22 protein-coding genes, 4 tRNA genes and 1 pseudogene are annotated in these 23,801 nt (G+C 60.1%); 13 read left to right on the forward strand and 14 right to left on the reverse strand.

The window, feature by feature from the left end; translation table 11 throughout:
* Nucleotides 1-34: 34 nt before the first annotated feature.
* Nucleotides 35-1,057 carry an outer membrane protein assembly factor BamD gene (locus CRO59_RS19585; RefSeq protein WP_027612809.1) on the reverse strand — a complete coding sequence of 341 codons (1,023 nt, stop codon included), beginning with the start codon at nucleotides 1,055-1,057 and terminating at the stop codon, nucleotides 35-37.
* Between the two features lie 150 nt (nucleotides 1,058-1,207).
* Between CRO59_RS19585 and rluD the strand changes: the two genes are divergently transcribed.
* The 9 genes and pseudogenes from rluD (at nucleotide 1,208) to CRO59_RS29310 (ending at nucleotide 8,085) form a co-directional block, all read left to right on the forward strand.
* The gene (gene rluD / locus CRO59_RS19590) at nucleotides 1,208-2,170 is read left to right on the forward strand and encodes a 23S rRNA pseudouridine(1911/1915/1917) synthase RluD (protein ID WP_007963852.1); all 963 of its coding nucleotides are present in this window, start codon (nucleotides 1,208-1,210) and stop codon (nucleotides 2,168-2,170) included.
* Nucleotides 2,167-2,889 carry a peptidoglycan editing factor PgeF gene (gene pgeF, locus CRO59_RS19595; protein WP_097089232.1) on the forward strand — a complete coding sequence of 241 codons (723 nt, stop codon included), beginning with the start codon at nucleotides 2,167-2,169 and terminating at the stop codon, nucleotides 2,887-2,889. The genes rluD and pgeF overlap by 4 nt, the downstream gene beginning before the upstream one ends.
* A 130-nt stretch (nucleotides 2,890-3,019) precedes the next feature.
* Nucleotides 3,020-5,584, forward strand: a complete 2,565-nt coding sequence (gene clpB / locus CRO59_RS19600; RefSeq protein ID WP_097089230.1) for an ATP-dependent chaperone ClpB — start codon at nucleotides 3,020-3,022, stop codon at nucleotides 5,582-5,584.
* A 296-nt stretch (nucleotides 5,585-5,880) separates the two neighbouring features.
* Nucleotides 5,881-5,956 (forward strand) — tRNA-Asn (locus CRO59_RS19605).
* A gap of 9 nt (nucleotides 5,957-5,965) precedes the next feature.
* Nucleotides 5,966-6,042 (forward strand) — tRNA-Pro (locus CRO59_RS19610).
* A gap of 5 nt (nucleotides 6,043-6,047) precedes the next feature.
* A tRNA-Lys gene (locus CRO59_RS19615) sits at nucleotides 6,048-6,123 on the forward strand.
* Nucleotides 6,124-6,220: 97 nt separating this feature from the next.
* Nucleotides 6,221-6,297, forward strand: a tRNA-Pro gene (locus CRO59_RS19620).
* 162 nt (nucleotides 6,298-6,459) lie between these two features.
* Nucleotides 6,460-7,230, forward strand: a pseudogene (locus tag CRO59_RS29305) (MCP four helix bundle domain-containing protein); the annotation flags it as partial.
* On the forward strand, nucleotides 7,222-8,085 hold the full coding sequence (locus CRO59_RS29310; protein ID WP_371917823.1) for a methyl-accepting chemotaxis protein: 864 nt from the start codon (nucleotides 7,222-7,224) through the stop codon (nucleotides 8,083-8,085). The pseudogene CRO59_RS29305 and the gene CRO59_RS29310, both read left to right, overlap by 9 nt.
* A 141-nt stretch (nucleotides 8,086-8,226) precedes the next feature.
* On the opposite strand, the gene CRO59_RS19630 is transcribed toward CRO59_RS29310, so the two are convergent.
* The 4 genes from CRO59_RS19630 to CRO59_RS19645 form a co-directional block, all read right to left on the reverse strand.
* A complete protein-coding gene (locus CRO59_RS19630; protein ID WP_047600277.1) occupies nucleotides 8,227-9,525 on the reverse strand; it encodes an NAD(P)/FAD-dependent oxidoreductase in 1,299 nt (432 codons plus the stop codon).
* Nucleotides 9,526-9,588: 63 nt separating this feature from the next.
* A complete protein-coding gene (locus tag CRO59_RS19635) occupies nucleotides 9,589-9,762 on the reverse strand; it encodes a DUF3094 family protein (protein WP_003228304.1) in 174 nt (57 codons plus the stop codon).
* A gap of 51 nt (nucleotides 9,763-9,813) precedes the next feature.
* A complete protein-coding gene (locus CRO59_RS19640; protein WP_096795222.1) occupies nucleotides 9,814-10,341 on the reverse strand; it encodes an MOSC domain-containing protein in 528 nt (175 codons plus the stop codon).
* Complete coding sequence (locus tag CRO59_RS19645) at nucleotides 10,338-10,964, reverse strand: DUF1780 domain-containing protein (protein WP_025108806.1); 627 nt, start codon at nucleotides 10,962-10,964, stop codon at nucleotides 10,338-10,340. Before CRO59_RS19645 ends, CRO59_RS19640 begins: the two co-directional genes overlap by 4 nt.
* Nucleotides 10,965-11,081: 117 nt before the next feature.
* Here CRO59_RS19645 and CRO59_RS19650 point away from each other — a divergent pair, with 117 nt between their 5' ends.
* Both CRO59_RS19650 and CRO59_RS19655 read left to right on the forward strand, forming a co-directional pair.
* Nucleotides 11,082-11,771: an energy-coupling factor ABC transporter permease gene (locus CRO59_RS19650; protein ID WP_027614113.1), complete on the forward strand. Its 690-nt coding sequence runs from the start codon at nucleotides 11,082-11,084 to the stop codon at nucleotides 11,769-11,771.
* Between the two features lie 65 nt (nucleotides 11,772-11,836).
* Nucleotides 11,837-12,052: a hypothetical protein gene (locus CRO59_RS19655; RefSeq protein WP_003228298.1), complete on the forward strand. Its 216-nt coding sequence runs from the start codon at nucleotides 11,837-11,839 to the stop codon at nucleotides 12,050-12,052.
* 6 nt (nucleotides 12,053-12,058) lie between these two features.
* On the opposite strand, the gene yacG is transcribed toward CRO59_RS19655, so the two are convergent.
* The 5 genes from yacG to pilB are packed head-to-tail and all read right to left on the reverse strand — an operon-like array spanning nucleotide 12,059 to nucleotide 16,667.
* Nucleotides 12,059-12,256, reverse strand: a complete 198-nt coding sequence (yacG, locus tag CRO59_RS19660) for a DNA gyrase inhibitor YacG (protein ID WP_003228296.1) — start codon at nucleotides 12,254-12,256, stop codon at nucleotides 12,059-12,061.
* Nucleotides 12,253-12,876, reverse strand: a complete 624-nt coding sequence (gene coaE / locus CRO59_RS19665) for a dephospho-CoA kinase (RefSeq protein WP_086792846.1) — start codon at nucleotides 12,874-12,876, stop codon at nucleotides 12,253-12,255. The genes yacG and coaE overlap by 4 nt, the downstream gene beginning before the upstream one ends.
* Nucleotides 12,873-13,745, reverse strand: coding sequence for an A24 family peptidase (locus CRO59_RS19670; protein WP_097089227.1), 873 nt, complete (start codon nucleotides 13,743-13,745; stop codon nucleotides 12,873-12,875). Before CRO59_RS19670 ends, coaE begins: the two co-directional genes overlap by 4 nt.
* Nucleotide 13,746: 1 nt before the next feature.
* Nucleotides 13,747-14,964 (reverse strand): type II secretion system F family protein, encoded by a 1,218-nt coding sequence (locus CRO59_RS19675; RefSeq protein ID WP_097089224.1) that lies wholly within the window; start codon nucleotides 14,962-14,964, stop codon nucleotides 13,747-13,749.
* Between the two features lie 2 nt (nucleotides 14,965-14,966).
* On the reverse strand, nucleotides 14,967-16,667 hold the full coding sequence (pilB, locus tag CRO59_RS19680) for a type IV-A pilus assembly ATPase PilB (protein WP_097089222.1): 1,701 nt from the start codon (nucleotides 16,665-16,667) through the stop codon (nucleotides 14,967-14,969).
* 228 nt (nucleotides 16,668-16,895) lie between these two features.
* Here pilB and CRO59_RS19685 point away from each other — a divergent pair, with 228 nt between their 5' ends.
* The gene (locus tag CRO59_RS19685; RefSeq protein ID WP_097089220.1) at nucleotides 16,896-17,333 is read left to right on the forward strand and encodes a pilin; all 438 of its coding nucleotides are present in this window, start codon (nucleotides 16,896-16,898) and stop codon (nucleotides 17,331-17,333) included.
* Between the two features lie 297 nt (nucleotides 17,334-17,630).
* A complete protein-coding gene (locus tag CRO59_RS19690; RefSeq protein ID WP_007963876.1) occupies nucleotides 17,631-17,987 on the forward strand; it encodes a BON domain-containing protein in 357 nt (118 codons plus the stop codon).
* Nucleotides 17,988-18,257: 270 nt separating this feature from the next.
* Here the strand turns inward: CRO59_RS19690 and CRO59_RS19695 are convergent, their stop codons facing one another.
* From CRO59_RS19695 to CRO59_RS19710, 4 genes are all read right to left on the reverse strand, one after another.
* Nucleotides 18,258-18,554, reverse strand: a complete 297-nt coding sequence (locus CRO59_RS19695; RefSeq protein ID WP_027614107.1) for a DUF2845 domain-containing protein — start codon at nucleotides 18,552-18,554, stop codon at nucleotides 18,258-18,260.
* Nucleotides 18,554-21,502, reverse strand: a complete 2,949-nt coding sequence (locus CRO59_RS19700) for a DUF748 domain-containing protein (protein ID WP_097089218.1) — start codon at nucleotides 21,500-21,502, stop codon at nucleotides 18,554-18,556. The genes CRO59_RS19695 and CRO59_RS19700 overlap by 1 nt, the downstream gene beginning before the upstream one ends.
* Before the next feature lie 219 nt (nucleotides 21,503-21,721).
* Entirely contained in the window at nucleotides 21,722-22,738 is a 1,017-nt protein-coding gene (locus CRO59_RS19705; RefSeq protein ID WP_097089216.1) for a class I SAM-dependent rRNA methyltransferase, read from the reverse strand.
* A gap of 149 nt (nucleotides 22,739-22,887) precedes the next feature.
* Nucleotides 22,888-23,760, reverse strand: a complete 873-nt coding sequence (locus CRO59_RS19710) for an oxygenase MpaB family protein (protein WP_097089213.1) — start codon at nucleotides 23,758-23,760, stop codon at nucleotides 22,888-22,890.
* Between the last annotated feature and the right edge of the window lie 41 nt (nucleotides 23,761-23,801).

Consider the following 23,801-nt stretch of genomic DNA (forward strand, 5'->3'; position numbering starts at 1 on the left):
CGCAGATCTCCCTTTTTTGTAACGTCCGGTGTGATCAGTCGAACACGCCGAAGGTCATGTAGCTGAACCACGAACGGTCATCGTTGTTGCCTTCAGCCTCGTGATGTTCTTCCTCGATCACGTCACCGTTTTCGTCTTTAGGCTTGAGCTCGTTCGGGATTGCGTCTTTCGCGTCCTGGAACTGCTTCTGCACGTCCTGGTTGGCGCGGGTTTCTCCCGGCGGCAGCGGTGGACGCGATTCGATCAGGCCCAGCGTCGCCTTGCTCAGGAACGAACGGTTGTCGGCTTCGGCGACCGATGGCACGAACTGACCGTCCTGCAGGCTTGGGTGGTTCGGGTAGTTGAGCTTCAGGGTTTCCAGACTGGTGGCGGCCAGATCGTCCAGGTGCAGACGCTGGTAAGCCTCGGTCATCACCGCCAGGCCGTCGCCGACCGATGGGGTTTCCTGGAAGTTTTCCACTACATAACGGCCACGGTTGGCGGCGGCGACGTAGGCCTGACGAGTCAGGTAGTAGTCGGCTACGTGGATTTCGTAGGCCGCCAGCAGGTTGCGCAGGTAGATCATGCGCTGCTTGGCGTCCGGCGCGTAGCGGCTGTTCGGGTAGCGGCTGGTCAGCTGTGCGAACTCGTTGTACGAGTCGCGGGCAGCGCCGGGGTCACGCTTGGTCATGTCCAGCGGCAGGAAGCGCGCCAGCAGGCCGACGTCCTGGTCGAAAGAGGTCAGACCTTTCAAGTAGTACGCGTAATCCACGTTCGGATGCTGCGGATGCAAACGAATGAAACGCTCGGCGGCGGACTTTGCAGCTTCCGGCTCGGCGTTCTTGTAGTTGGCGTAGATCAACTCCAGCTGTGCCTGATCGGCGTAGCGACCGAACGGATAACGCGACTCCAGGGCCTTCAGCTTGGCTGTGGCGCTGGTGTAGCTGTTGTTGTCCAGGTCAGTCTGAGCCTGCTGATACAGCTCGGCTTCGCTGAGGTTTTCGTCTACGACTTCCTTCGATGAGCAAGCAGCGGTCAATGCGAGGATGGCGATCAGCAGCAGGTGTTTCACTTGCATGGCGGCTTGCGTCCCTATGACGGCCGCTGTCTTGGGCGGGGCCGTCCTGTTATGATGAGCGCCCCGTTGAAAAGCCTCGGGGCAAAAGACGCCGTATTTAACCACAAGCGCGCAGCCGAAACCAAAGGCTGTGCCGACGCCAGTCAGAGCATGTCCGATAAAATTGAACTTCGCGCAGAGGTGCCGTCCGATTTGGGCGGCCAACGCCTCGATCAAGTCGCCGCCCAACTCTTCGCTGAGCACTCACGCTCGCGCCTTTCCGCCTGGATCAAAGAAGGTCGCCTGACTGTGGACGGGGCGGTCATCCGCCCGCGCGACATCGTGCATGGCGGTGCCATTCTTGAGCTGACTGCCGAGCAGGAAGCCCAGGGCGAGTGGATCGCCCAGGACATCGAGCTCGACATCGTTTATGAAGACGACGACATCCTGGTGATCAACAAGCCTGCGGGCCTGGTGGTGCACCCGGCTGCCGGCCACGCTGATGGCACCTTGCTCAATGCCTTGCTGCACCACGTGCCGGACATCATCAATGTCCCGCGCGCCGGTATCGTGCACCGCCTGGACAAGGACACCACCGGTCTGATGGTGGTGGCCAAGACCATTCAGGCGCAGACCAAGCTCGTTGCCCAGTTGCAAAGCCGCAGTGTCAGCCGGATCTACGAGTGCATCGTGATCGGTGTCGTGACCGCCGGGGGCAAGATCAACGCCCCGATCGGCCGTCATGGTCAGCAGCGCCAGCGCATGGCAGTGATGGAAGGCGGCAAGCCGGCCGTCAGTCATTACCGCGTGCTGGAGCGTTTCCGGTCCCACACGCATGTGCGGGTCAAACTGGAAACCGGCCGGACCCACCAGATTCGTGTGCACATGTCGCACATCAACTTCCCGTTGGTCGGCGACCCGGCGTACGGCGGTCGTTTCCGCATTCCGCCTGCCGCGAACCCGACCATGGTCGAGTCGCTCAAGCACTTCCCGCGTCAGGCCCTGCACGCGCGCTTCCTTGAGCTGGATCATCCGACCACCGGTGAGCGCATGAGCTGGGAATCGCCGCTGCCGGAAGACTTCGTCTGGCTGCTGACCCTGCTCAAGCAGGATCGCGAGGCATTCGTCGGATGAACTGGCTGACGCCGGACTGGCCTGCGCCGGCCAGCGTCAGCGCCTGTGTCACCACCCGCGAGGGAGGTGTCAGCGAGGCGCCGTTCGACAGCCTCAATCTGGGCGATCATGTCGATGATCGCCCGGAAGCAGTCGCCGAGAATCGTCGGCGTCTGACCGAACACTTCTCGATAAAGCCTGCCTGGTTGCAGCAAGTACACGGGACTGCCGTGGCTCATGCTGATCCGGGCGTGGTTGCCACCGCCGATGCCAGTTGGACGGCGACTCCCGGGATTGCCTGCACGGCGATGACCGCAGATTGCCTGCCGGCGTTGTTCTGCAACCGTGCCGGTACTCGCGTCGCGGCGGCTCACGCTGGTTGGCGCGGTTTGGCGGCGGGCGTACTGGAAGCCACTCTCGATCATCTCGACACCGCTGCGGCGGACGTACTGGTCTGGCTCGGTCCGGCCATTGGCCCGAAGGCCTTTGAAGTCGGCCCGGAAGTCCGCGAAGTCTTCGTCAATCAATTGCCGGAAGCGGCATCCGCCTTCGCCCCCAGCCACAATGCTGGCAAGTTCATGGCTGACATCTATCTGCTGGCGCGCCTGCGTCTGGCTGAACGGGGTGTCACTGCGGTTTATGGCGGCGGTTTCTGCACTGTGACCGATCCACGCTTCTTTTCTTACCGCCGTGCGTCGCGCACTGGCCGTTTCGCCTCCCTTGTCTGGCTCACCCGCTAGACTTGCCTGACCTGAATCAACTCGCTGACGCTTGAATCTCCCAGAATCGACCGCATCTACAGTGGTATCTGGCAGGTTTCTTTATTCAGGATGGTTTTTAGGTCCGGCCTGCTCAAAAGGAAGGTGACCCATGCGTATAGACCGTTTAACCAGCAAATTACAGTTGGCGTTGTCCGACGCCCAATCCCTGGCCGTTGGCCACGATCATCCGGCCATCGAGCCGGCGCATTTGATGCAAGCCATGCTTGAACAGCAGGGTGGTTCGATCAAACCCCTGTTGATGCAAGTCGGCTTCGACGTCAACAGCTTGCGCAAAGAGCTGACCAAAGAGCTCGACCAATTACCGAAAATCCAGAACCCGACCGGCGACGTCAACATGTCGCAGGATCTGGCGCGCCTGCTCAATCAGGCTGATCGTCTGGCCCAGCAGAAGGGCGACCAGTTCATTTCCAGCGAGCTGGTGCTGCTCGCCGCGATGGACGAGAACAGCAAACTCGGCAAATTGCTGCTCGGCCAGGGCGTGAGCAAAAAAGCCCTGGAAAACGCGATCAACAACCTGCGCGGTGGTGAGGCGGTAAATGACGCCAACCACGAAGAGTCGCGTCAGGCGCTGGATAAATACACCGTCGACCTGACCAAGCGTGCCGAAGACGGCAAGCTCGATCCGGTGATCGGCCGTGACGACGAAATTCGCCGCACCATTCAGGTTCTGCAGCGCCGCACCAAGAACAACCCGGTGCTGATCGGTGAACCTGGCGTGGGTAAAACCGCGATTGCCGAAGGTCTGGCCCAGCGCATCATCAACGGCGAAGTGCCGGACGGCCTCAAGGGCAAACGTCTGCTGTCGCTGGACATGGGCGCGCTGATTGCCGGTGCCAAGTATCGCGGTGAGTTCGAGGAGCGCCTGAAAGCGCTGCTCAACGAGCTGTCGAAGCAGGAAGGGCAGATCATTCTGTTCATCGACGAACTGCACACCATGGTCGGCGCCGGTAAAGGCGAAGGCTCGATGGATGCCGGCAACATGCTCAAACCGGCACTGGCGCGCGGTGAGCTGCACTGTGTCGGCGCAACCACGCTCAACGAGTACCGCCAATATATAGAGAAGGATGCGGCGCTTGAGCGGCGTTTCCAGAAAGTCCTGGTGGACGAGCCGAGCGAAGAAGACACCATCGCCATCCTGCGTGGCCTCAAGGAACGTTATGAGGTTCACCATAAAGTGGCGATCACCGACGGTGCGATCATCGCCGCGGCCAAGCTCAGCCATCGTTACATCACTGACCGGCAGTTGCCGGACAAGGCCATCGACCTGATTGACGAGGCCGCCAGCCGTATTCGCATGGAGATCGACTCCAAGCCGGAAGTGCTGGATCGTCTGGAGCGTCGCCTGATTCAGCTCAAGGTTGAATCTCAGGCCCTGAAGAAAGAAAGCGATGAAGCGGCGATGAAACGCCTGGAAAAACTCCAGGAAGAAATCGTTCGCCTCGAGCGTGAGTATTCGGATCTGGAAGAAATCTGGAACTCGGAAAAAGCCGAGGTACAGGGTTCGGCGCAGATTCAGCAGAAGATCGAGCAGTCGCGTCAGGAACTGGAAGCGGCGCGCCGTAAAGGCGACCTCAACCGCATGGCCGAATTGCAGTACGGGGTGATCCCGGATCTGGAGCGCAGCCTGCAAATGGTCGACCAGCACGGCAAGAGCGAAAACCAGTTGCTGCGCAGCAAGGTGACCGAAGAGGAAATCGCCGAAGTCGTTTCGAAGTGGACCGGTATTCCGGTGTCGAAAATGCTCGAAGGCGAGCGCGACAAGCTGATGAAGATGGAAAGCCTGTTGCATCAGCGTGTGATTGGTCAGGACGAGGCGGTGGTCGCGGTCGCCAACGCGGTACGGCGCTCGCGTGCCGGACTGGCGGATCCGAATCGTCCGAGCGGCTCGTTCATGTTCCTCGGCCCGACCGGTGTCGGTAAAACCGAGCTGTGCAAGGCGCTGGCCGAATTCCTCTTTGATACCGAAGAGGCAATGGTGCGGATCGACATGTCCGAGTTCATGGAGAAACATTCCGTGGCGCGGCTGATCGGGGCGCCACCAGGCTACGTGGGTTACGAGGAGGGCGGTTACCTGACCGAAGCGGTGCGCCGCAAGCCTTACTCGGTGATCCTGCTGGACGAGGTCGAGAAGGCGCATCCGGATGTATTCAACATCCTGCTGCAAGTGCTTGAGGATGGACGGCTGACCGACAGCCACGGACGCACGGTGGATTTCCGCAATACCGTGATCGTCATGACCTCGAACCTCGGTTCGTCGCAGATCCAGGAACTGGTCGGTGATCGTGAGGCCCAGCGTGCAGCGGTGATGGACGCGCTGACGTCGCACTTCCGTCCCGAGTTCATCAACCGGGTCGACGAAGTGGTGATCTTCGAGCCACTGGCGCGGGATCAGATCGCGGGGATTACCGAGATCCAGTTGGGCCGTCTGCGCAGTCGTCTGGCCGAGCGCGAGCTGAAGCTGGAACTGAGCCCGGAAGCGATGGACAAGCTGATTGCCGTGGGTTACGACCCGGTTTATGGCGCACGTCCTCTCAAGCGTGCGATCCAGCGCTGGATCGAAAACCCGTTGGCGCAGTTGATCCTGTCGGGGCATTTCCTGCCGGGCGATACAGCAACCGGCAATGTCGTGAACGACGAAATCGTTTTCGACTGAGCGGCAACGCCAATGAAATAAGGAAGGCCTCGCTTTGCGAGGCCTTTTTTTCGTTAGGCTGTTGAAGTCTAAGGAAAAGGCTTGTAAAGTGCGCCCCGCAGTCAGTCACCCGCAGCATCTCAGCTCACTGAGCTGAAATCTGAAATAAGTTGCAAATCATTAACTTGAAAGCGATTTAGGGGGTTGACAGAGGTGTTCTAGGTTGTAGAATAGCGCGCCTCAGACACACGAACGCAGCGATGCGAACGGAAGTCTAAGAGCTGTAAGTTTCACCGTTGTAAATTGAAATATGTAGTTCCGTGATAGCTCAGTCGGTAGAGCAAATGACTGTTAATCATTGGGTCCCAGGTTCGAGTCCTGGTCACGGAGCCAATTTCAAACCGGGGTATAGCGCAGTCCGGTAGCGCGCCTGCTTTGGGAGCAGGATGTCAGGAGTTCGAATCCCCTTACCCCGACCATTTTTGGGTCGTTAGCTCAGTTGGTAGAGCAGTTGGCTTTTAACCAATTGGTCGTAGGTTCGAATCCCACACGACCCACCATTTTTGAAACCAGGTAACACTGGGATCGAATCTTAAGATCAGAGGCCAAAAGCGCTGATCGAAGAAGGCGATCTTTGAAAGGTCGCCTTTTTTTTACCGGGGTATAGCGCAGTCCGGTAGCGCGCCTGCTTTGGGAGCAGGATGTCAGGAGTTCGAATCCCCTTACCCCGACCATATTAAAAATCCTCGTATCGAAAGATACGGGGATTTTTTTTGTCCCCGCGAAAGACAATTCCCTTCAAGTCATCGTACAACTTGCCGATAGCCCGCTAACGAGAGGGGACTGCCGCTGTTCGCCCCTTCACTCTGGCCAATACAAGAATAAGGGCGTCCGTCATGTTGCTTCGTCAGTTGAATATTGCTCCCCGTGCCGCACTGGGTTTTGCCCTGATCGCGGTCCTGGTGGCGTTGCTTGGGGTATTCGCCTTGGGGCAGATGTCGAGCATCCGTGACAGTGAGGTCGCGGTCGAGAGTCAGTGGCTGCCAAGCATTCGCGGTGGTGACGAGATTCGCGAGCTGATGCTGCGGATCCGCACGATTTCCCTGCGCATGGCGCTTGATCAGGATCCGAAGAACGTCGCGACTTACCGCAGCCAGATGGATACCCGCGACAAGGAGCTGAGCGAGAAGATCGCCGCCTACGACAAACTGGTCACCACGGCTGAAGGCCAGCAGCTCTATGACCAGTTCAAAACAACCTTCGCCGCGTACCGCACCGGCATCGCGCAATCCTTCACCCTGGCCAATCAAGGCAAGCGTGACGAACTGACCAAATTGTTGCTGGTTGATATGAAAACCGTGGTCGACGGCTCCGGCAAGCAGCTCAATGACCTGGCGGATCTGTTCGCCAAACAGGTTGCTGCGGAGAGCCAGAAATCCGCTGACCACTACCAGACCTCACGCACCATCGTCAGTCTGTTCATCGCGCTGGCGGCGCTGGCCACGGTGGCGCTGGCGATGTTGCTCACCCGCAGCATCGTCCGTCCGCTGAGCAGCGCCGTCAGCGCTGCCGAAAGTGTGGCCCAAGGCGACCTGACCCGACCGATCGAAACCCACGGTAACGATGAAGTCAGCCGTTTGCTCAAGGCGCTGGCAACCATGCAGCAGAACCTGCGGGAAACGCTGCAAGGCATCAGCGGTTCGGCCACGCAACTGGCGACCGCTGCCGATGAGCTCAACGCGGTGACGCTCGACAGCACACAAGGCCTGCAGCAGCAGAACAACGAAATCGAACAGGCCGCCACGGCGGTCAATGAAATGACCACGGCGGTTGAAGAAGTCGCGCGCAACGCGGTGTCGACGTCCGATGCCACCCGTCAATCCAGTGAGTCGGCGCAACTGGGGCAGGCGCGGGTCGGTGACACCGCGTCGGCCATCAATGCGCTGGCCAGCGACGTGCAGCACACCGGCGAGTTGGTGCAATCGCTGGCCAACCAGTCACAGGACATCGGCAAAGTGCTGGATGTGATCCGTGCGATTGCCGAGCAGACCAACCTGCTTGCGCTCAACGCGGCCATTGAGGCAGCACGCGCAGGGGAGAGCGGACGCGGTTTTGCGGTGGTTGCCGATGAGGTGCGGGCGCTGGCCTATCGCACTCAGCAATCGACGCAGGAGATCGAGCAGATGGTGCAGGGCATGCGCAGTGGCTCAAGCCTGGCGCTGGACTCTATGCAGGCCAGCGCTGCACGGGCCACGACCACGCTGGCGTTGGCCGAGCGCGCGGGGGAGGCGCTGGAAACCATCACCGCGTCAGTGCATGAGATTCATGAGCGCAATCTGGTGATTGCCAGTGCGGCGGAGGAGCAGGCGCAAGTCGCGCGGGAAGTGGATCGTAATCTGGTGAATATTCGCGACCTGTCGGTGCGTTCGGCAGCGGGAGCCGATCAGACCAGCGCGTCGAGTCACCAACTGTCGCAACTGGCCAACGCGCTGCAAGGCATGGTGCGGCGCTTCCAGCTCTGATGTGCAGAGATCGATTGCTGGATTTTTGAGCTGCGCAAAACAATGTGGGAGCGGGCTTGCTCGCGAAAGCGGTGTATCAGTCGACATGAATGTTGAATGACACGGCCTCTTCGTGAGCAAGCCCGCTCCCACAGTTTTAGATCAGTGCAGCTTCAAGCGTGGCTCGGTGCCGCGACCGATCTTGCTGCCCAGCATCAGCATCGCCGTGCGGAACGGTCCGTACAGTGCCATCTGGTGCATGCGGTACAGCGACACGTAGAACATCCGCGCGAGCCAGCCCTCGAGCATCACACTGCCGGTCAGGTTACCCATCAAGTTACCCACAGCCGAAAAACGCGACAGCGAAATCAGCGAGCCGTAGTCGGTGTACTTGTACTCCGGCAGGGTTTTGCCCTCGATGCGCAGCTTCAGCGACTTGGCCAGCAACGAAGCTTGTTGGTGCGCGGCTTGCGCACGCGGCGGCACGTTGCGATCCGAACCCGGTTGCGGGCAGGCGGCGCAGTCACCGAAGGCGAAAATGTTTTCGTCGCGGGTGGTCTGCAACGTCGGCAGCACTTGCAGTTGATTGATACGGTTGGTTTCCAGACCGTCGATGTCCTTGAGGAAACCCGGCGCGCGAATCCCGGCAGCCCAGACTTTCAGGCTGGCCTTGATCACGTTGCCATCGGCGGTGATCAGGCTGTCGGCGGTCACTTCGCTGACCGAAGCGTTGGTCATCACGTTGACCCCGAGTTTCTCCAGAGTCTTGTGCACCGGGCCGCTGATGCGCTCCGGCAGGGCTGGCAACACCCGTGGGCCGGCTTCGATCAGGGTGATGTGCATGTTCTCCGGTTTGATCCGGTCGAGGCCGTAAGCGGCCAGCTCATGCGCCGCGTTGTGCAATTCTGCCGCCAGCTCGACGCCTGTGGCGCCGGCACCGACGATGGCCACGCTGATCTGCTCGACCACATCGGTCTGCCCGGCATGCGCGCGCAGGTAGTGGTTGAGCAACTGCTGGTGGAAGCGTTCGGCCTGTTTGCGGGTGTCGAGGAACAGGCAGTGCTGCGCTGCGCCCTGGGTGCCGAAATCGTTGGTGGTGCTGCCGACGCTGATCACCAGCGAGTCGTAGGCCACTTCACGCGCGGGAACCAGTTCCACGCCGTTCTCGTCGTAGGTGGCCGCCAGCTGGATTTTCTTCTGCGCGCGATCAAGCCCGCTCATGCGCCCCAGCTGGAACTCGAAGTGGTTCCATTTCGCCTGGGCAACATAGTTGAGTTCGTCTTCGGAAGAGTTCAGCGATCCGGCGGCCACTTCGTGCAGCAGGGGCTTCCAGATGTGCGTGAGGTTCGCGTCGACCAGCATCACACTGGCCGTGCCGCGCTTGCCCAGAGTCTTACCCAGACGGGTAGCCAACTCCAGACCGCCGGCGCCGCCGCCGACAATGACAATACGATGGGACATAGGGATCACTCGCAAGGTTTTTAAAGGAAATCGGTGCAATCACCTTCGCGAGCGCAATGCTGCTCATAGCGTCAGGTAACTGATAAGTCGGCTCAGCAGGCCCAGACCAATGGTCACTGCCAGCACCAGCACCAGGAGCATCCACGGCCGAAAAGGCCGGCGCTCGACACGGTGTTGGGACAGTTGCAGGTACTCTTCGACATGCTTTTGGTCTTCGGGGTTCAGGCGGCTGGTCATAAAGGCCTCGTCAGGTAGACGTTGCTGAATGTGCAGAAGCTACAGCGGTTTTCAACCGGGGTTGAACGCAGCATAGCCGCTGTCCGGAACCGGTTCGACAGACACACCGTCGTCGAGGCGAATGATCCCGCTTTGTAACACCCGCGCGGTTATTCCGCCATGCCCGCGCACCGCTTGAAAGGTGCCGGGACCGAGGTTGTTTTGCAGGCGCGCGCAGGGCTGGCACCAACCGGTGGTCTCGAATATGGCCTGACCGATACGAAAGCGCCGACCCTTCAGACTAAACAGATTGATACCGCTGATGACCAGATTGCGCCGCAGGTCTTCAGGCCGCACGGGTTGATCTTCAGGTCGGCCCATCAGCGCGCTGATGACCGCCAGGTGTTCGAACTGAATCAACGTTACTTGCCGCGCGTTGCGCACGCCGGGGCGGGCGTGGTCACCGGTCAATCCGGCTTCGAGCCGTGCCTCGACGGCGTCGAGCTCGATCATCGGGCCGCGAGACTCGGGGCGCACGCCGATCCAGCGTACGCGGCCAGTCTGCGGGACGTCGGCAATCAACTGCTGCAGCGGCGTCACAGGCTGATCCCGACATCGAAGACGATACTGCGACCGAGGTTGCTGCGCAGAAAGTCCGGCGCATCGGGATGGGCGAACAGCACCCGGGCGAAGGTCGGGCCGACCAGCGACAGCGAGCGCCAACCCTGACGCAGATATTCGGTGGGCGGAGGGAAGTGGCTGTTGAGGTCCAGCACCTCGCGCTTGAGGCTGGCGAAGGCAATGATGTCCAGTTCGCCCAGGTCCATGCCGCGTTCCTTGTAGTTGTGCGCTTTTTTGCGCAAGGTCGGCGCCAGTCGCAACAGGAACTCATTGGCCGGGATCCGCCGTGGCTTGGCTTCACGGCGCACCAATTGGCTGAGGGAAAACGCACTGCGCCGGCGTTGCAGTTCGTCGCGCCATTCGTCGTTGAGTCGGCGCCCTTCATCAAGAACGAAGAACACCTCGAAATTGGCGTCGCGAAACAGCACGTCCGGCGGCTCGCCGGCGGGGGCGAACTCATCGACACGGTAGGGAATGTTCAAGCCTTGCAGCAGGCGCTGGCAGACCCAACGCTCACGCTCCCATTTGCGGGCATTGGACAGGAACGCGTTGGCTTGCTCGGCCGCAATGGTCAGCAGGCGTAAGTAATCTGAGTCATCCATAGGCCAAGCTTAGCGTTCAAATGCGACAAGCAGAAAGCTTTGCATCGGCTGATGCCCGGAAGAGGGCGGTGTAGACTCCGATGAAGGAATTAAACCCATGGAGAAGGTAAGGGATTCATGATCGGTGCAGAACTGCTGTCGTCGACGAGCCTGACACTCGGCTGGCTGATTTACCTGCCGGTGTTGTTGTGGGCGATCTGTCGTACGCCGTGGGTCGAGTTGTTCACTGACAGTCGCCGCCAGCATCTGCTGTTCGGCACGGTGTTCGCCTTGTTTCTGCTGTGGATGGTGCGCAGGGATTTCGACACCGGGGTTTCTTATCACTTCATCGGTATGACCGCCGTGACGTTGCTGCTCGACTGGCCGCTGGCGATCATCGGAGGGCTGGTGGCGCAGCTCGGGCTGGTGTTGCTCGGACGTCAGGATCTGGCGGCGGTCGGGGTCAACGGTACGTCGCTGATCCTGTTGCCGGTTTTGATCACCGAGTGTGTGGCGATCCTCGTCGAGCGTGCCCAGCCGCGTAATCCGTTTGTGTATATCTTCTGTTCCGGGTTCTTTGCCGCAGCGTTGTCCGCATTGCTGTGTCTGACGCTGAGTCTGGGCCTGCTGTGGTACGACGGTCTGTTCGCCATGCCGGAATGGCTGGAAGACTTCATCGGCTACCTGTGGCTGCTGATTTTCCCCGAAGCCTTTATCAACGGCATGGTGATCAGCGCGCTGGTGGTGTTCAGCCCCGAGTGGCTGGAAACCTTCAACCGCACCCGCTACCTTTCGGCGCCGTGGAAGGACGACGATCCCAAGTCTTGATCCACATCAAATCCGTCATCCACGCGGCATTTCATGCTCGGCCAAATTCCTTCAGGAGCAGCGGCATGAGTGTTTACGAGTGGGCGAGGCAGGAGACGCGGCAGAGTCTGGACATGGCGCTGGAGGTGGGCTTCGATCCGGGCCTGAGTTTGCGCGCCTTGCTCAGCGCGGTGGTGCAACAGAGCAAGACGGTGCGCAACGCCGAAGACCTGGCCGACGAGTTGCGCTTTCTCGCGGAAAACCTCGACGACGATCAGGACTACGGCTTCATGCGGCCCTGATCGCGATCAGTGACGCGGGTCGAAATCGCCGGAGAACATTTCGTCTTCGGCATCCGGGGCGACCGGAATCTTGTGCTCTTCGGACGCCCAGGCGCCGAGGTCGATCAGCTTGCAGCGATCGGAGCAGAACGGGCGGAATTTGTTCTCGGGGGTAAATTCCACGGGGGCGCCGCAGGTTGGGCATTCGACGGTGGTAGGGCTCATGACTGGCCTCCGGATAAAGTCAGGTAAAAGTGATGCAGGCGCTCGACTTCGCTGTGCAACCAGGCGAGGTCGCGGTCGTTGACGACCACATCATCGGCACGGCTCACGCGGTCTTCACGGCTTGACTGGGCCTTGAGGATCGCCTGGACCTGCTGTTCGCTGGTCTGGTCACGCTGCAAGGTGCGTTCGATCTGCAGTTGTTGCGGGGCGTCGATCACCAGGATGCGCTGGGTCATCGCGTATTGCCCGGATTCGATCAGCAGCGGCGACACCAGAATCGCATAAGGCGATTTTGCCAGCGCCAGATGGTGAGCGATTTCCTCGGCGATCAATGGATGCAGCAAGGCTTCGAGCCAGCGGCGTTCTTCAGGCACTTCAAAGATCAATTTGCGCAGGGCCGCACGGTCCAGCGTGCCATCGGCTTGCAGGACGCCGGGGCCGAAGTGTTCGGCAATTTTCGCCAGTGCCGGACGCCCCGGCTCGACCACCCAGCGCGCCGCGTGGTCGGCGTCGACCACATGGATCCCGAGATCGATGAAGTGCTGGGCCGCGGCGCTTTTACCGCTGCCGATGCCGCCGGTCAGGCCGAGAATCCAGGGTTTTTCCACAGGGGTATTCATTTCAAACCGACAAACTGCCAATAGAAGTCGGTTATTTGACCACCCCAGAGCAAGGCAATCCAGCCGGCAATTGCCAGATACGGGCCGAAGGGCATCGGCGTCGAGGTTTTCTGCTCACGCAGACGCAGCAGAATCACTCCGACAATCGCCCCCACCAGCGATGACAGCAGGATCGTCAGCGGCAGAATCTGCCAGCCGCCCCAGGCCCCGAGCAGCGCCAGCAGCTTGAAATCGCCGTAGCCGATGCCGTCCTTGCCGGTCAGCAGCTTGAACAGCCAGAACACTGACCACAGCGCCATGTAACCGGCCACCGCACCCCACAACGCCGCGTGCAGCGAGACGAACAGCCCGAAACTGTTGACGATCAGCCCCAGCCACAACAACGGCAACACCAGCACATCGGGCAGCAGTTGATGTTCGGTGTCGATCAGGCTCATCGCCAGCAGCCCCCAGGTAAGGACGATCAACAGGCCCGCCGGCCAGCCGAAACCCAAATGCCAGGCAACAAATGCCGAGAGCAGGCCGCAGGCCAGTTCGGTCAGGGGATAACGTTTGCTGATGGGCGCGGCACACGCCGAACAGCGTCCGCGCAGCACCAGGTAACTGAGCAGCGGAATGTTTTCCCAAGCCCGAATCCGGTGGCCGCAGTGTGGGCACTGGGAGTGCGGCAGCATCAGGTTGTAGGTCGGCAGTGGTGTTTCGCTCGGCAGGCCGAGGACATCCTGCGCCTGCTGGCGCCAATCGCGCTCGAGCATTTTCGGCAGGCGCCAGACCAGTACGTTGAGGAAACTGCCGACCACCAGACCCAACAGCAGGGCGGTGCACACAAAGGCCAGCGGATACAGACTGAAGAGTTCGTCGATAGGCATGTCAGATCGCTGAGCCAAGCTGGAAGATCGGCAGGTACATGGCCACGACCAGCCCGCCGACGATGACCCCGAGCACCACCATGACGAACGGCTCCATCAGGCTGGTGAGGTTGTCGACCATGTTATCCACTTCCTCTTCATAAAAACCGGCGACGTTGTCGAGCATGTCATCCAGCGCGCCCGATTCCTCACCGATGGCGGTCATCTGCACCGCCATGTTGGGGAAGACTCCAGTGCTGCGCATTGAGAAATTCAGCTGCATGCCGGTGGCGACGTCCTGACGGATGCGCAGCACCGCGCGTTTGAACACCACGTTACCGGTGGCACCCGCCACCGAATCCAGTGCCTCCACCAGCGGTACGCCAGCGGCAAAGGTAGTCGACAGAGTGCGGGCGAATCGCGCCACCGCCGATTTGTACATCAGCGTGCCCACCAGCGGCAGCTTCAGCAGCCAGGTGTCTTTGCGGTCGCGCAATGCCTGGGACTTCTTCAGCGCATGGCGGATGCCGAACACCGCCGCGATCAGCGCACCAAGCACCGCCCACCACCATTGCTGCATGAACTCCGAGAGACTGATCACCATCAGGGTGAAGGCCGGCAATTCGGCGCCGAAGCCGGAAAATACCGATTGAAACTGCGGCACCACTTTTACCAGCAGAATCCCGGTGACGACCATTGCCACCAGCACCACGGCGCTGGGGTAGGTCAGGGCTTTCTTGATCTTGGCCTTGAGTGCTTCGCTTTTTTCCTTATAGGTCGCGACCCGTTCGAGCAACGTATCGAGGGCGCCGGATTGCTCGCCGGCATCCACCAGGTTGCAATACAGCTCATCGAAATACTGCGGCTTCTTGCGCAGTGCGGCGGCGAAGCTGTTGCCGGCGGCCACTTCCTGCTTCACCTCGTCTACCAGTTTGCGCATCGCCGGGTTGTCGAAGCCTTCGCCAATGATGTCGAACGACTGCAGCAGCGGTACGCCGGCTTTCATCATGGTTGCCATCTGCCGGGTGAACAGGGCGATGTCCTGGGCCTTGATGCGTTTGCCGAGGCTGAGCAGGGAGGTGGATTTCTTCCGTACCTTGCCCGGATTGATTCCTTGCTTGCGCAGTTGAGCCTTGATCAGCGCGGGGTTCTGCCCGCTCAACTCGCCCGTGACTTTGCTGCCTTTGCGATCCGTGCCTTCCCAGGCGTAGATGCTGATTTTCGCTGCCTTGACCGCCATGTTCAGTCCTTGGTGACCCGGTTGATTTCTTCCAGGCTGGTGATGCCTTGCATGGCCTTGTGCAGGCCCGAGGTGCGCAGGTCGTCGAAGCCGTCGCGACGCATCTGGCTGTCGATTTCCAGCGAATTGCCTTCGGCCATGATCAGCCGTTGCAGGTCAGGAGTGTTTTTCACCACTTCGTAAATCCCCACGCGTCCCTTGTAGCCGCCGTTGCAGAGGTCGCAACCGACCGGCTCATAGATCGTGAAACTGCCGATCTGTTCCGGCGGGAAACCTTCCTTGATCAGTGTTTCGCGGGGGATCTCGATCGGTTTCTTGCAGTGGCTGCACAGCTTGCGCGCCAGGCGCTGGGCGATGATCAGGCTGACCGAGGTGGCGATGTTGAACCCGGGAATGCCCATGTTGTGCAGACGGGTCAGGGTTTCGGCGGCGCTGTTGGTGTGCAGCGTGGACAGCACCAGGTGGCCGGTCTGCGCGGCCTTGATCGCGATTTCGGCGGTTTCCAGGTCGCGGATTTCCCCGACCATGATCACGTCCGGATCCTGCCGCAGAAACGAACGCAGGGCCTGAGCAAAATCCAGCCCCTGTTTCGGATTGACGTTGACCTGGTTGATGCCTTCCATGTTGATTTCCACCGGGTCTTCGGCGGTGGAAATGTTGATGTCGACGGTGTTGAGAATATTCAGGCCGGTGTACAGCGATACGGTTTTCCCCGAACCCGTAGGCCCGGTAACCAGAATCATCCCTTGAGGCTGCTTGAGCGCTGCCATGTACAGCTCTTTCTGCGCCGGTTCGTAGCCCAATGCATCGATGCCGATCTGCGCGCTGGACGGATCGAGGATCCGGATCACCACTTTTTCGCCCCATAGGGTCGGCAAAGTGTTGACCCGGAAGTCGATGGACTTGGTCTTCGACAGGCGCATCTTGATCCGCCCGTCCTGGGGTTTGCGCCGTTCCGAGATGTCGAGGCTAGCCATGACTTTCAGGCGTGCGGCGATTCGCCCGGCCAACTGGATCGGCGGTTTGGCCACCTCGCGCAGGATGCCATCGGTGCGCACCCGCACCCGGAAGGTCTTTTCGTAAGGTTCGAAGTGCAGGTCAGAGGAGCCACTCTTGATCGCGTCGAGCAGCATCTTGTGCACGAAACGCACGACCGGCGCGTCATCGGCGTCGAGTCCGCCGATGGCGTCCTGGCGGCTGTCGTCGACGGACTCGACATCCACGCCGTCGAGATCGACGTCGGCCATTTCTTCGAGGCCGCTGGCGTGGGTGTCGAAGAATTTCTCGATGGCCTCGGTGAGCTTGTCGTCCTCCACCAGAATGGCTTCGGTGCTCAGCCCGGTGCTGAACTGAATGTCATTGATCGCCTGATGATTGCTCGGGTCGGAAATGCCCACGAACAGCTTGTTGCCACGGCGCCACAAGGGCAGGGCGTGATGCTGGCGCACCAGTTTTTCACTGACCAGGCCTTTGGGCTGGGTTTCCTTGTCCAGGCAATTGAGGTCCATGAAGGCCATACCGAAATGCTCGGAAGCGATCTCGGCCACCTGTGAGCTCTTCACCAGTTTGTTCTGCACCAGGTAGCTGACCAGCGACAGCCGATTGCGCTGCGCCTGTTGCCAGGCCTGCTGGGCGCTTTTTTCCGTAAGCAGTTCGGCCTGCACCAATTGCTTGGCCAGACCGCTCAGAGCGATGTCATTCATGGGGATTCCGGATGCTGACAGTTCATGACTTATAGCCTAGTCAAGTGACAGCGCCAAACACGCCCGGTACAGGTGACAAAAAGTGTCAGATAGTGCGGTTACGGGTTGTAGGAAAGCGCGACACGGCACCTTTATGCCGAGCGCATGGGGTCTGCAAGCGGTTGGCACGGCCTATGCTGAGCCCTTTGCAGATCATGAGATTCCGACTCATGCATGGAGAGCCTGTCTATGAACAACCAAAAAGGTTTCACTCTGATCGAGCTGCTGATCGTGGTGGCGATCATCGGGATTCTGGCGACGATTGCCTTGCCGCAGTATTCGAAGTATCAGGCGCGATCAAAAGTGACTGCGGGGCTGGCGGAGATCAGTGCGATGAAGGTGCCGTTTGAGGACACCATCAATCAAGGTACCGCTCCGGATATAACCGCTGTGAATGGCGGTACAACCACCACCTCCAACTGTACGGTGGCGGTTACAGGCACAGCGGCGACGGGGGCGGGCAGCATCAGTTGCACGCTGCTCAACGCGCCGGGACCGGTGCTGGGCAAAACCATCACGCTTACTCGTTCGGGCGCTGCTACGGGTAATACCTCTGGTGTGTGGACCTGTGCCACGACAGTCAATCCCGATTACTCGCCAAAAGGCTGCACTGCCAGCGGCACTTGATGCGATGGCCTGATTGGCAAGTGCCCCGCTTTGCGGGGCATTTTTTTGTCTTTTGACGCTGGAAAAAAGCTTCAAGCATTTCAGCGTGTTAGGAACTTTCCGAAAAGCCGCAACTTGCATGTCGATAATGCACTTGTCATGCAAATTGCATGATTTCGAAAATTTACTGAATTCGTAACTATTTGATTTACAACGATTTATTGTCTTTCGAAAAGTTGGCACAGCCTTCGCAATATACCCAGTAACCCTGCTGACAAGACAACCAGCAGACTTTCCAGAAAAACAGGAGTTACTCGTATGAAGAAGTTCGCTATCACTGCCGCTGCTGCTACCGCGCTGACCCTGACCATGGCTTCCGGTGCTTTCGCACAATCCACCCAGGCTACTCAGGCTCCAATGACTCTGGCTGCTGGTGAAATGACCAAGGCTAAAGAAGCTACTTCCGATACCTGGATCACTACCAAAGTCAAAAGCGACCTGGTAACCGAAAAAGGCATTCCTGGTACCGACATCAAAGTCGAAACCAACAAAGGTGTGGTTTCCCTGTCTTCTGACGTCGCTGTCACCGAAGCTCAGAAAACCACCGCTGTGAACATCACCAAGAAAATCAAAGGCGTCAAAGCGGTCTCCGCTGACGGCCTGAAAGCCGAGTAAGGCATGACTTCTCGCCTGGACCGGGAGAAGGCGCGACAGACGGGCCGAGCAATACGTCTGCCGCAACTTTAGAGTTCATGCGAACGGTCACACGGATGTGACCATTACGGGCCCCGGCACTTGTGTCGGGGCCTGTTCTATTTTCAGGTGATAAAAAACGAAATGTGGGAGCGGGCTTGCTCGCGAATGCGGTTTGTCAGCAGGCATATTCATTAACTGACCCACCGCATTCGCGAGCAAGCCCGCTCCCACAGGGATATAGGTTTTGGTTCAATTACCGCGCTTGCTGTTGATCTGCCGCAGGCGATTGCCTTCAAAGCGCAGGTATTGATACATGCCGTTGCTCGGGCCGTAGGTCCATTCCTCGACCTGAAATTCTTCGCGGCGGTTGGCGCTGCGCTTGTAGCCGAGGACATCGCGGCTGACCGGTTCGCCACACTTCTGCAGTACTTCGCTGGCGCGGTCACCGAGGCTGACCAACTGACTGCCACAACGCAGCGTGTCAGAGGCCAGAGCCGGGCTGGCGGCGAGCACCAGCATCAGCGCAAGCAGCCACTTGTGGTTCATCATTCGGCGTCCAGGTGCATTTGCGTCACCACTCGGCCATCGCTCTCGGCTTCGCCCAGATTGGCATCGATGAAGTACACCCGATCATCGGCCAGTTGACCTTTGTCGACCAGATAGTCCTTGATGCTGCTGGCGCGTTCCTGACCCAACTGCCGCAGCAGTACATCGCTGGAACTCCAGAACTTGATCACACCATCACGCATTTTCGCCGTGCGTTCTTCCTTGCCCAGATCTTTCCATTCGGCCGGTGGCTGGGTTTTCAGTCGAGTACGGTAAATGCCTTCGAGCAGCGGGCCTTTCTCGTTCTCCGGCACTTGCAACAGGGAAGCCTGGGCCGGCACCTTGTCGCCACGGCGCTGGAGCATCTTGTAGTAGTTGTACTGGTATTCGCGCTCCAGACGCTGCTCGGCAATCAACGGGCCGTCGCTGCTCTGTGCGGCAGTGCCTTCGATTTCCAGACGCAGGGCCGGACGTTCCTTGAGGGCCTTGGACAGTTTATCCAGCGCCGACTCGGCATCCTTGCTCAGGTCGCTCGAACCCGGGGCAAAGGACACGGTACCGAGGTCTTCGGAGCCGCCACCGTTGATCAGCCCGCCAATCATCTTGAACGGTGCGGCGGCGGCCTTGACGATCAGGTTGCGCAGGGTCTGCCAGACAATCGGCATCACGCTGAACTGCGGGTTGTTGAGGTCGCCGGTCACTGGTAGTTCGATGGAGATCTTGCCGTCTACGTCCTTGAGCAGGGCAATCGCCAGTTTCAGCGGCAGGCTCACGGCATCCGGGCTGTCGACTTTTTCACCGAGTTGCAGTTGCTCGACCACCACTTTGTTTTCAGCCTTCAACTGGCCCTTGGTGATCAGGTAATGCAGGTCGAGGTTGAGCCGGCCCTTGCGGATGCGGTAACCGGCGAACTTGCCGGAGTACGGGGTCAGGGTGGTCAGCTCGACGCGTTTGAAACTGGTGGCGATGTCGAGGCTGGCCATCGGGTCGAATGGATTGACCGCGCCTTTGATGGTCACCGGGGCATAGCGGTCGACCTTGCCCTTGATGTCGACGCTGGCCGGTTTCGCCTGACGACTGTCGATGGTGCCGATCTGGCCGTTGAGCTGTTGGACCGCCGTAGCGAAATTCGGCGTCAGGCTGAAATCGGCGAAGTTGGCCGAGCCATCGTTGATTGCAATCGCGCCGATGTGAATGCCCAGTGGTTTGTCTTTGCTGGCCGGTTTCGCCGCAGCGGTTTTCGCACCATTGTCGGCGGGCTGCGGGATCAGCAGGTCGTCGATGTTGGTGGTGCGGTCGTCGTTGATCATGAATCGCGCGTACGGCTGGAACAGGATCACTTTGTCGATCGACAGGCTGTCACCGTGTTGATAGTTGATGCCTTCAACCACCACTTGCTGCCACTTGAGGAAGTCGCGGGTTTTCAGGGTGTCGAGGGTGTGCAGTTGATCGATCTGCGCGCGCCCGGTCACGCCGAGTGCGAGCGGTTCGGTGCTCTTGAGGTTGACCTTGAGGTCGCTGCCAAGCATGCCGCTGCGCAGTTCCAGGCGAATGAACGGATTGATGTAGGACTGCGCGACACGCAGGTCGATGTCCTGGGTTTTCACATTGAGCTGGGCGGTGACCGGCGCGAGGTTGACCACGCCGTCGGCGTTGATCTTGCCTTGCTTGCCCAGGCCGCTGTCGAGCCTGACCTTGAAGGGCGAACCGTTGAGGCTGTCGAAATCCTGCAGATCAATGTTCAGCGGCGTCACATCCAGCGCCACCGGCGGGTTGGCCGAACGGTCGGCGAGATGCACGGTGTAGTTGCGTAGCTGGACGTCTTTGAGCAGCACTTGCCAGGGCTTGCTCGGCGCGGCCGGCGCTTTTGGCGAGTCGGCGGCGGCCGGAGTGGTCTTGGGTTCGGCGGCGGCCTTGGCGGCAGGTTTCGATGGCTGGCTGGCGAACAGTTTCTGCCAGTCAAGCTGGCCGTCGGCTTCGAGCGCAGCCCAGGTTTCCAGTTTGTTGCTGCGGATCTTGCCGACTACCACTTGCTGTTTGGCCAGGTCCAGCGAGGTTTCGCTGACGTCCAGTCGTTCAAGTTTCGCCAATTGGCGTCCGTCCGGCGCCTTGATCGCGAACGGCGCAATGCTCACCGCGACGTTGTTCAGCTGTAGTTCGGTTTCTTTCGACAGATTCAGTTTGTACTCGGTGCTGAGATTCAGCACGCCGTCTTCGAGCACCAGCGGCACCGCGTCACGCACATAGGGCCAGAAGGATTTCATCTTGCCGTCGGTGACTTTCAGTGTGCCTTCGGAGGTGAACGGGATCAGGCTGAAGTTGCCCTTCCAGTCGATCTGCCCACCGGCCGGGCCGGCGGCGACCAGTGTCATGTCGGCGTTGTCGTCGGGCAGAGTGCTGAGGTTTTTCAGCTCGAAGTCGAGCTTGTCGTAGATGAACTCGATCGGTTCACTCGGACGGGCGTCCTGGAAATGTACATTGCCACCGGCCAGCTGGATGCGATCGATGCGCAGCGGGAACGGCTTGGCATTCGGATCGGCCGGGGTCGGTTCGCTGGCGGGAATTTTGAACAGGCCCAGCAGATTGAGCTGGCCGTCCTTGGCGAAGAGGATTTCGGTCTTGGGCTTGTCCAGCTCGATATCGGCCAAGTGCAGCGCTTTGGTCCACAGGCTGTCGAGTTGCAGGTTGGCGTACAGCCGCTCGAAGCCGACTTGCTCCTTGCCCGGCTCACCGACGACCAGCCCCCACAGGGTGACTTCAAGGCTGAACGGATTGAGTTCGATGCGCTGGATATGCGCGGGCACCGTGGCGTAGTTGGCCAGTTGCTGGTTGGCGATACGCAGGGCGATGCCCGGCAAAATCAGAAACCCCAGCAGGCTGTAGAGGGCCAGAGCAGTCAACAAGGCGCCAATCGCGCGAATCAATCCTTTGGGCATGTGCGGCGTCATCTCTGAATCGGAGTGCCTTGGAGTATGGCACGCGATTCTGGTTCCGAAGTACCTCGTGGGGGGCAGGATTGTTCAGATTGTTCTGCAGCAACACAAAACCCTGTGGGAGCGAGCCTGCTCGCGAAGGCGTTCTATCAGTCACCCTGTCTGGTGGCTGATACACCGCTTTCGCGAGCAGGCTCGCTCCCACAGTGGGCAGCTGTCAGCCACAGAGGAGGGTTACAACTGCAGGATCAGGGTTTTCAGCGGTGGCTGTTGGTCCAGCGACGGGAAATCCGCGCCCGGAGTCATCACGCTCCATTCGCGCACCGGTCGCCCGGCTTTCTCGGCACAACGCAGGACCTGTTCGCGCCAGTCGTCCATGCTGACTTTTGCCAGGTTGTTGCAGCAGATCAGCACGCCGTTGTCAGCGGTGGTCAGCAGCGCCGGCTTGAGCAGGCTCTGATAGTCGCGCAGCAGGTCGACGGTGCCGAAGGCGCTCTTGGCCCAGGCCGGTGGATCGAGCAGCACCAGATCGTATTGGCGCTGGTCGAGGCGCTGATAGCTCGGCAGTTTCTGCCCGCGCCGCTGGCTGATCGGCAGGCCGGCGAGCTGACGGATCGCCGGGAAGTAATCGGACTGGATGAATTGCATCTCGGGCAATTGCGGGTTGAGCAGGCCGTTTTCTCGGCCGACTGCCAGATTGCCTTCGGCGAAGTCGAGGTTACACACCTCACGCGCACCACCGGCAGCGGCGCTCAGGCCGACGCCACAGGTGTAGGCAAACAGGTTGAGCACGCTTTTGCCCTTGGCGTGGTCCTTGACCCAGCCACGGGTGTTGCGCAGGTCGAGGAACAGCAGCGGATCCTGCCCGGCATGCCGCCCGCGCACGCGATAGTTCAGGCCCCATTCGTGGCCGACCAGATCCGCCAGCGCGGCGTCGTCGGCCTTGTAGACGCTGTCTTCGCGATCGATGCGCGAGTTGCCGCGGGAGCGGTCGTTGTAGACCAGCAGAGTTTCAAAGCCCAGGGTCTGATTGACCATGGCGTGCAGTTGCAGCAGGTCGTCACGCTCCAGTGTCTGGTGAAAACTCTGCACCAGCAATTGCGGACCGTAGCAGTCGACGGTCAGGCCACCGGCGCCTTCCTGGCTGCCGTGGAACAGCCGATAGCAATCGGTGCCCTGGCTGTGCAGCTCAGCGAGCAGGTCCTGGCGTTTATCGAGGGCGGCGCGCAGCGCCTGATTCAAGGAAGACATGCGTGCGCCTTGCTGGTGAGAATGGGGGCGCGGGAGTTTAGCAGCTTGGCGGGCAATCGAGTTGCGCCCTTCGCGAGCAGGCTCGCTCCCACACAGGATCTATGCTGCAAATCAAATCTCCTGTGGGAGCGAGCCTGCTCGCGAAGCTTTTAGGTCAGCAGTCCCATTCGGCGTTTGGCCCGTTGCACCGACCCGTTGCGCATCGCCCAGCGCAGCATCGGCGCGCTGCGCTTCACGCTGGCTCGGATCAACTGGCGTTGCAGCGGATTCTGCCGTATGCCGAACATGGCGCTTGCCCAGTCCGGCAGCAGGTCGATGCCGGCCTTCATCATCAGATCGCCAAACGGGCGGGCCAGCACGCTCGGGGCTGGCGCGTCGAGCAGCAGGCGCAGAACTTCGCGGCTGCGGTCATCACAGAGCAATTGCGGGCGCATGCGTTGCAGATAGTCGGCCACGGCCTGCCGCGATTTCGGCACGTCCCGCGCACCCAGGCGCTCGGCGACCACGGCGATTTCCGCGTAGTAACGATCCTGATCCGCCGCCGACAAATGCGGGTTGCGGTAACGCAGATGCGCGGTGAGGAAGTTGCTGACCTCGGCCACATGCACCCAGGTCAGCAGGTCCGGATCGCTGGCGGCATACGGCCGGCCATCCGGTGCGGTACCGACCACTTGCAGGTGAATGGTGCGCACTTTGTCGATCAGCCATTCGGCGTCGCGGCGCGAGCCGAAGGTGGTGCCGGAGACAAACTGACTGGTGCGGCGCAAACGTCCGAGCATGTCCTGACGAAAATTCGAATGATCCCACACCCCGGCCAGCGCCAGCGGATGCAGGGCTTGCAGCAACAACGCGCTGATGCCGCCGATCAGCATGCTGCTGAAATCGCCATGCACTTGCCAACTGACCGAGTTCGGCCCGAACAGCCCGGGATCGCCCTTGGGGTTTTCCAGGTCGAGCTGACCGAGGGACAGCCCGGTCAGGCTCATGAGTTGGTTTTCGATGCGGCTGCGGATGAATTCCATGACAACTCATTGGTGGTGGACGGGCGCGGCCGGTTGACCGC

It is taken from the genome of Pseudomonas sp. LAMO17WK12:I5 (assembly GCF_900215165.1).
In the GTDB taxonomy this organism is placed as follows: Bacteria; Pseudomonadota; Gammaproteobacteria; order Pseudomonadales; family Pseudomonadaceae; genus Aquipseudomonas; species Aquipseudomonas putida_A.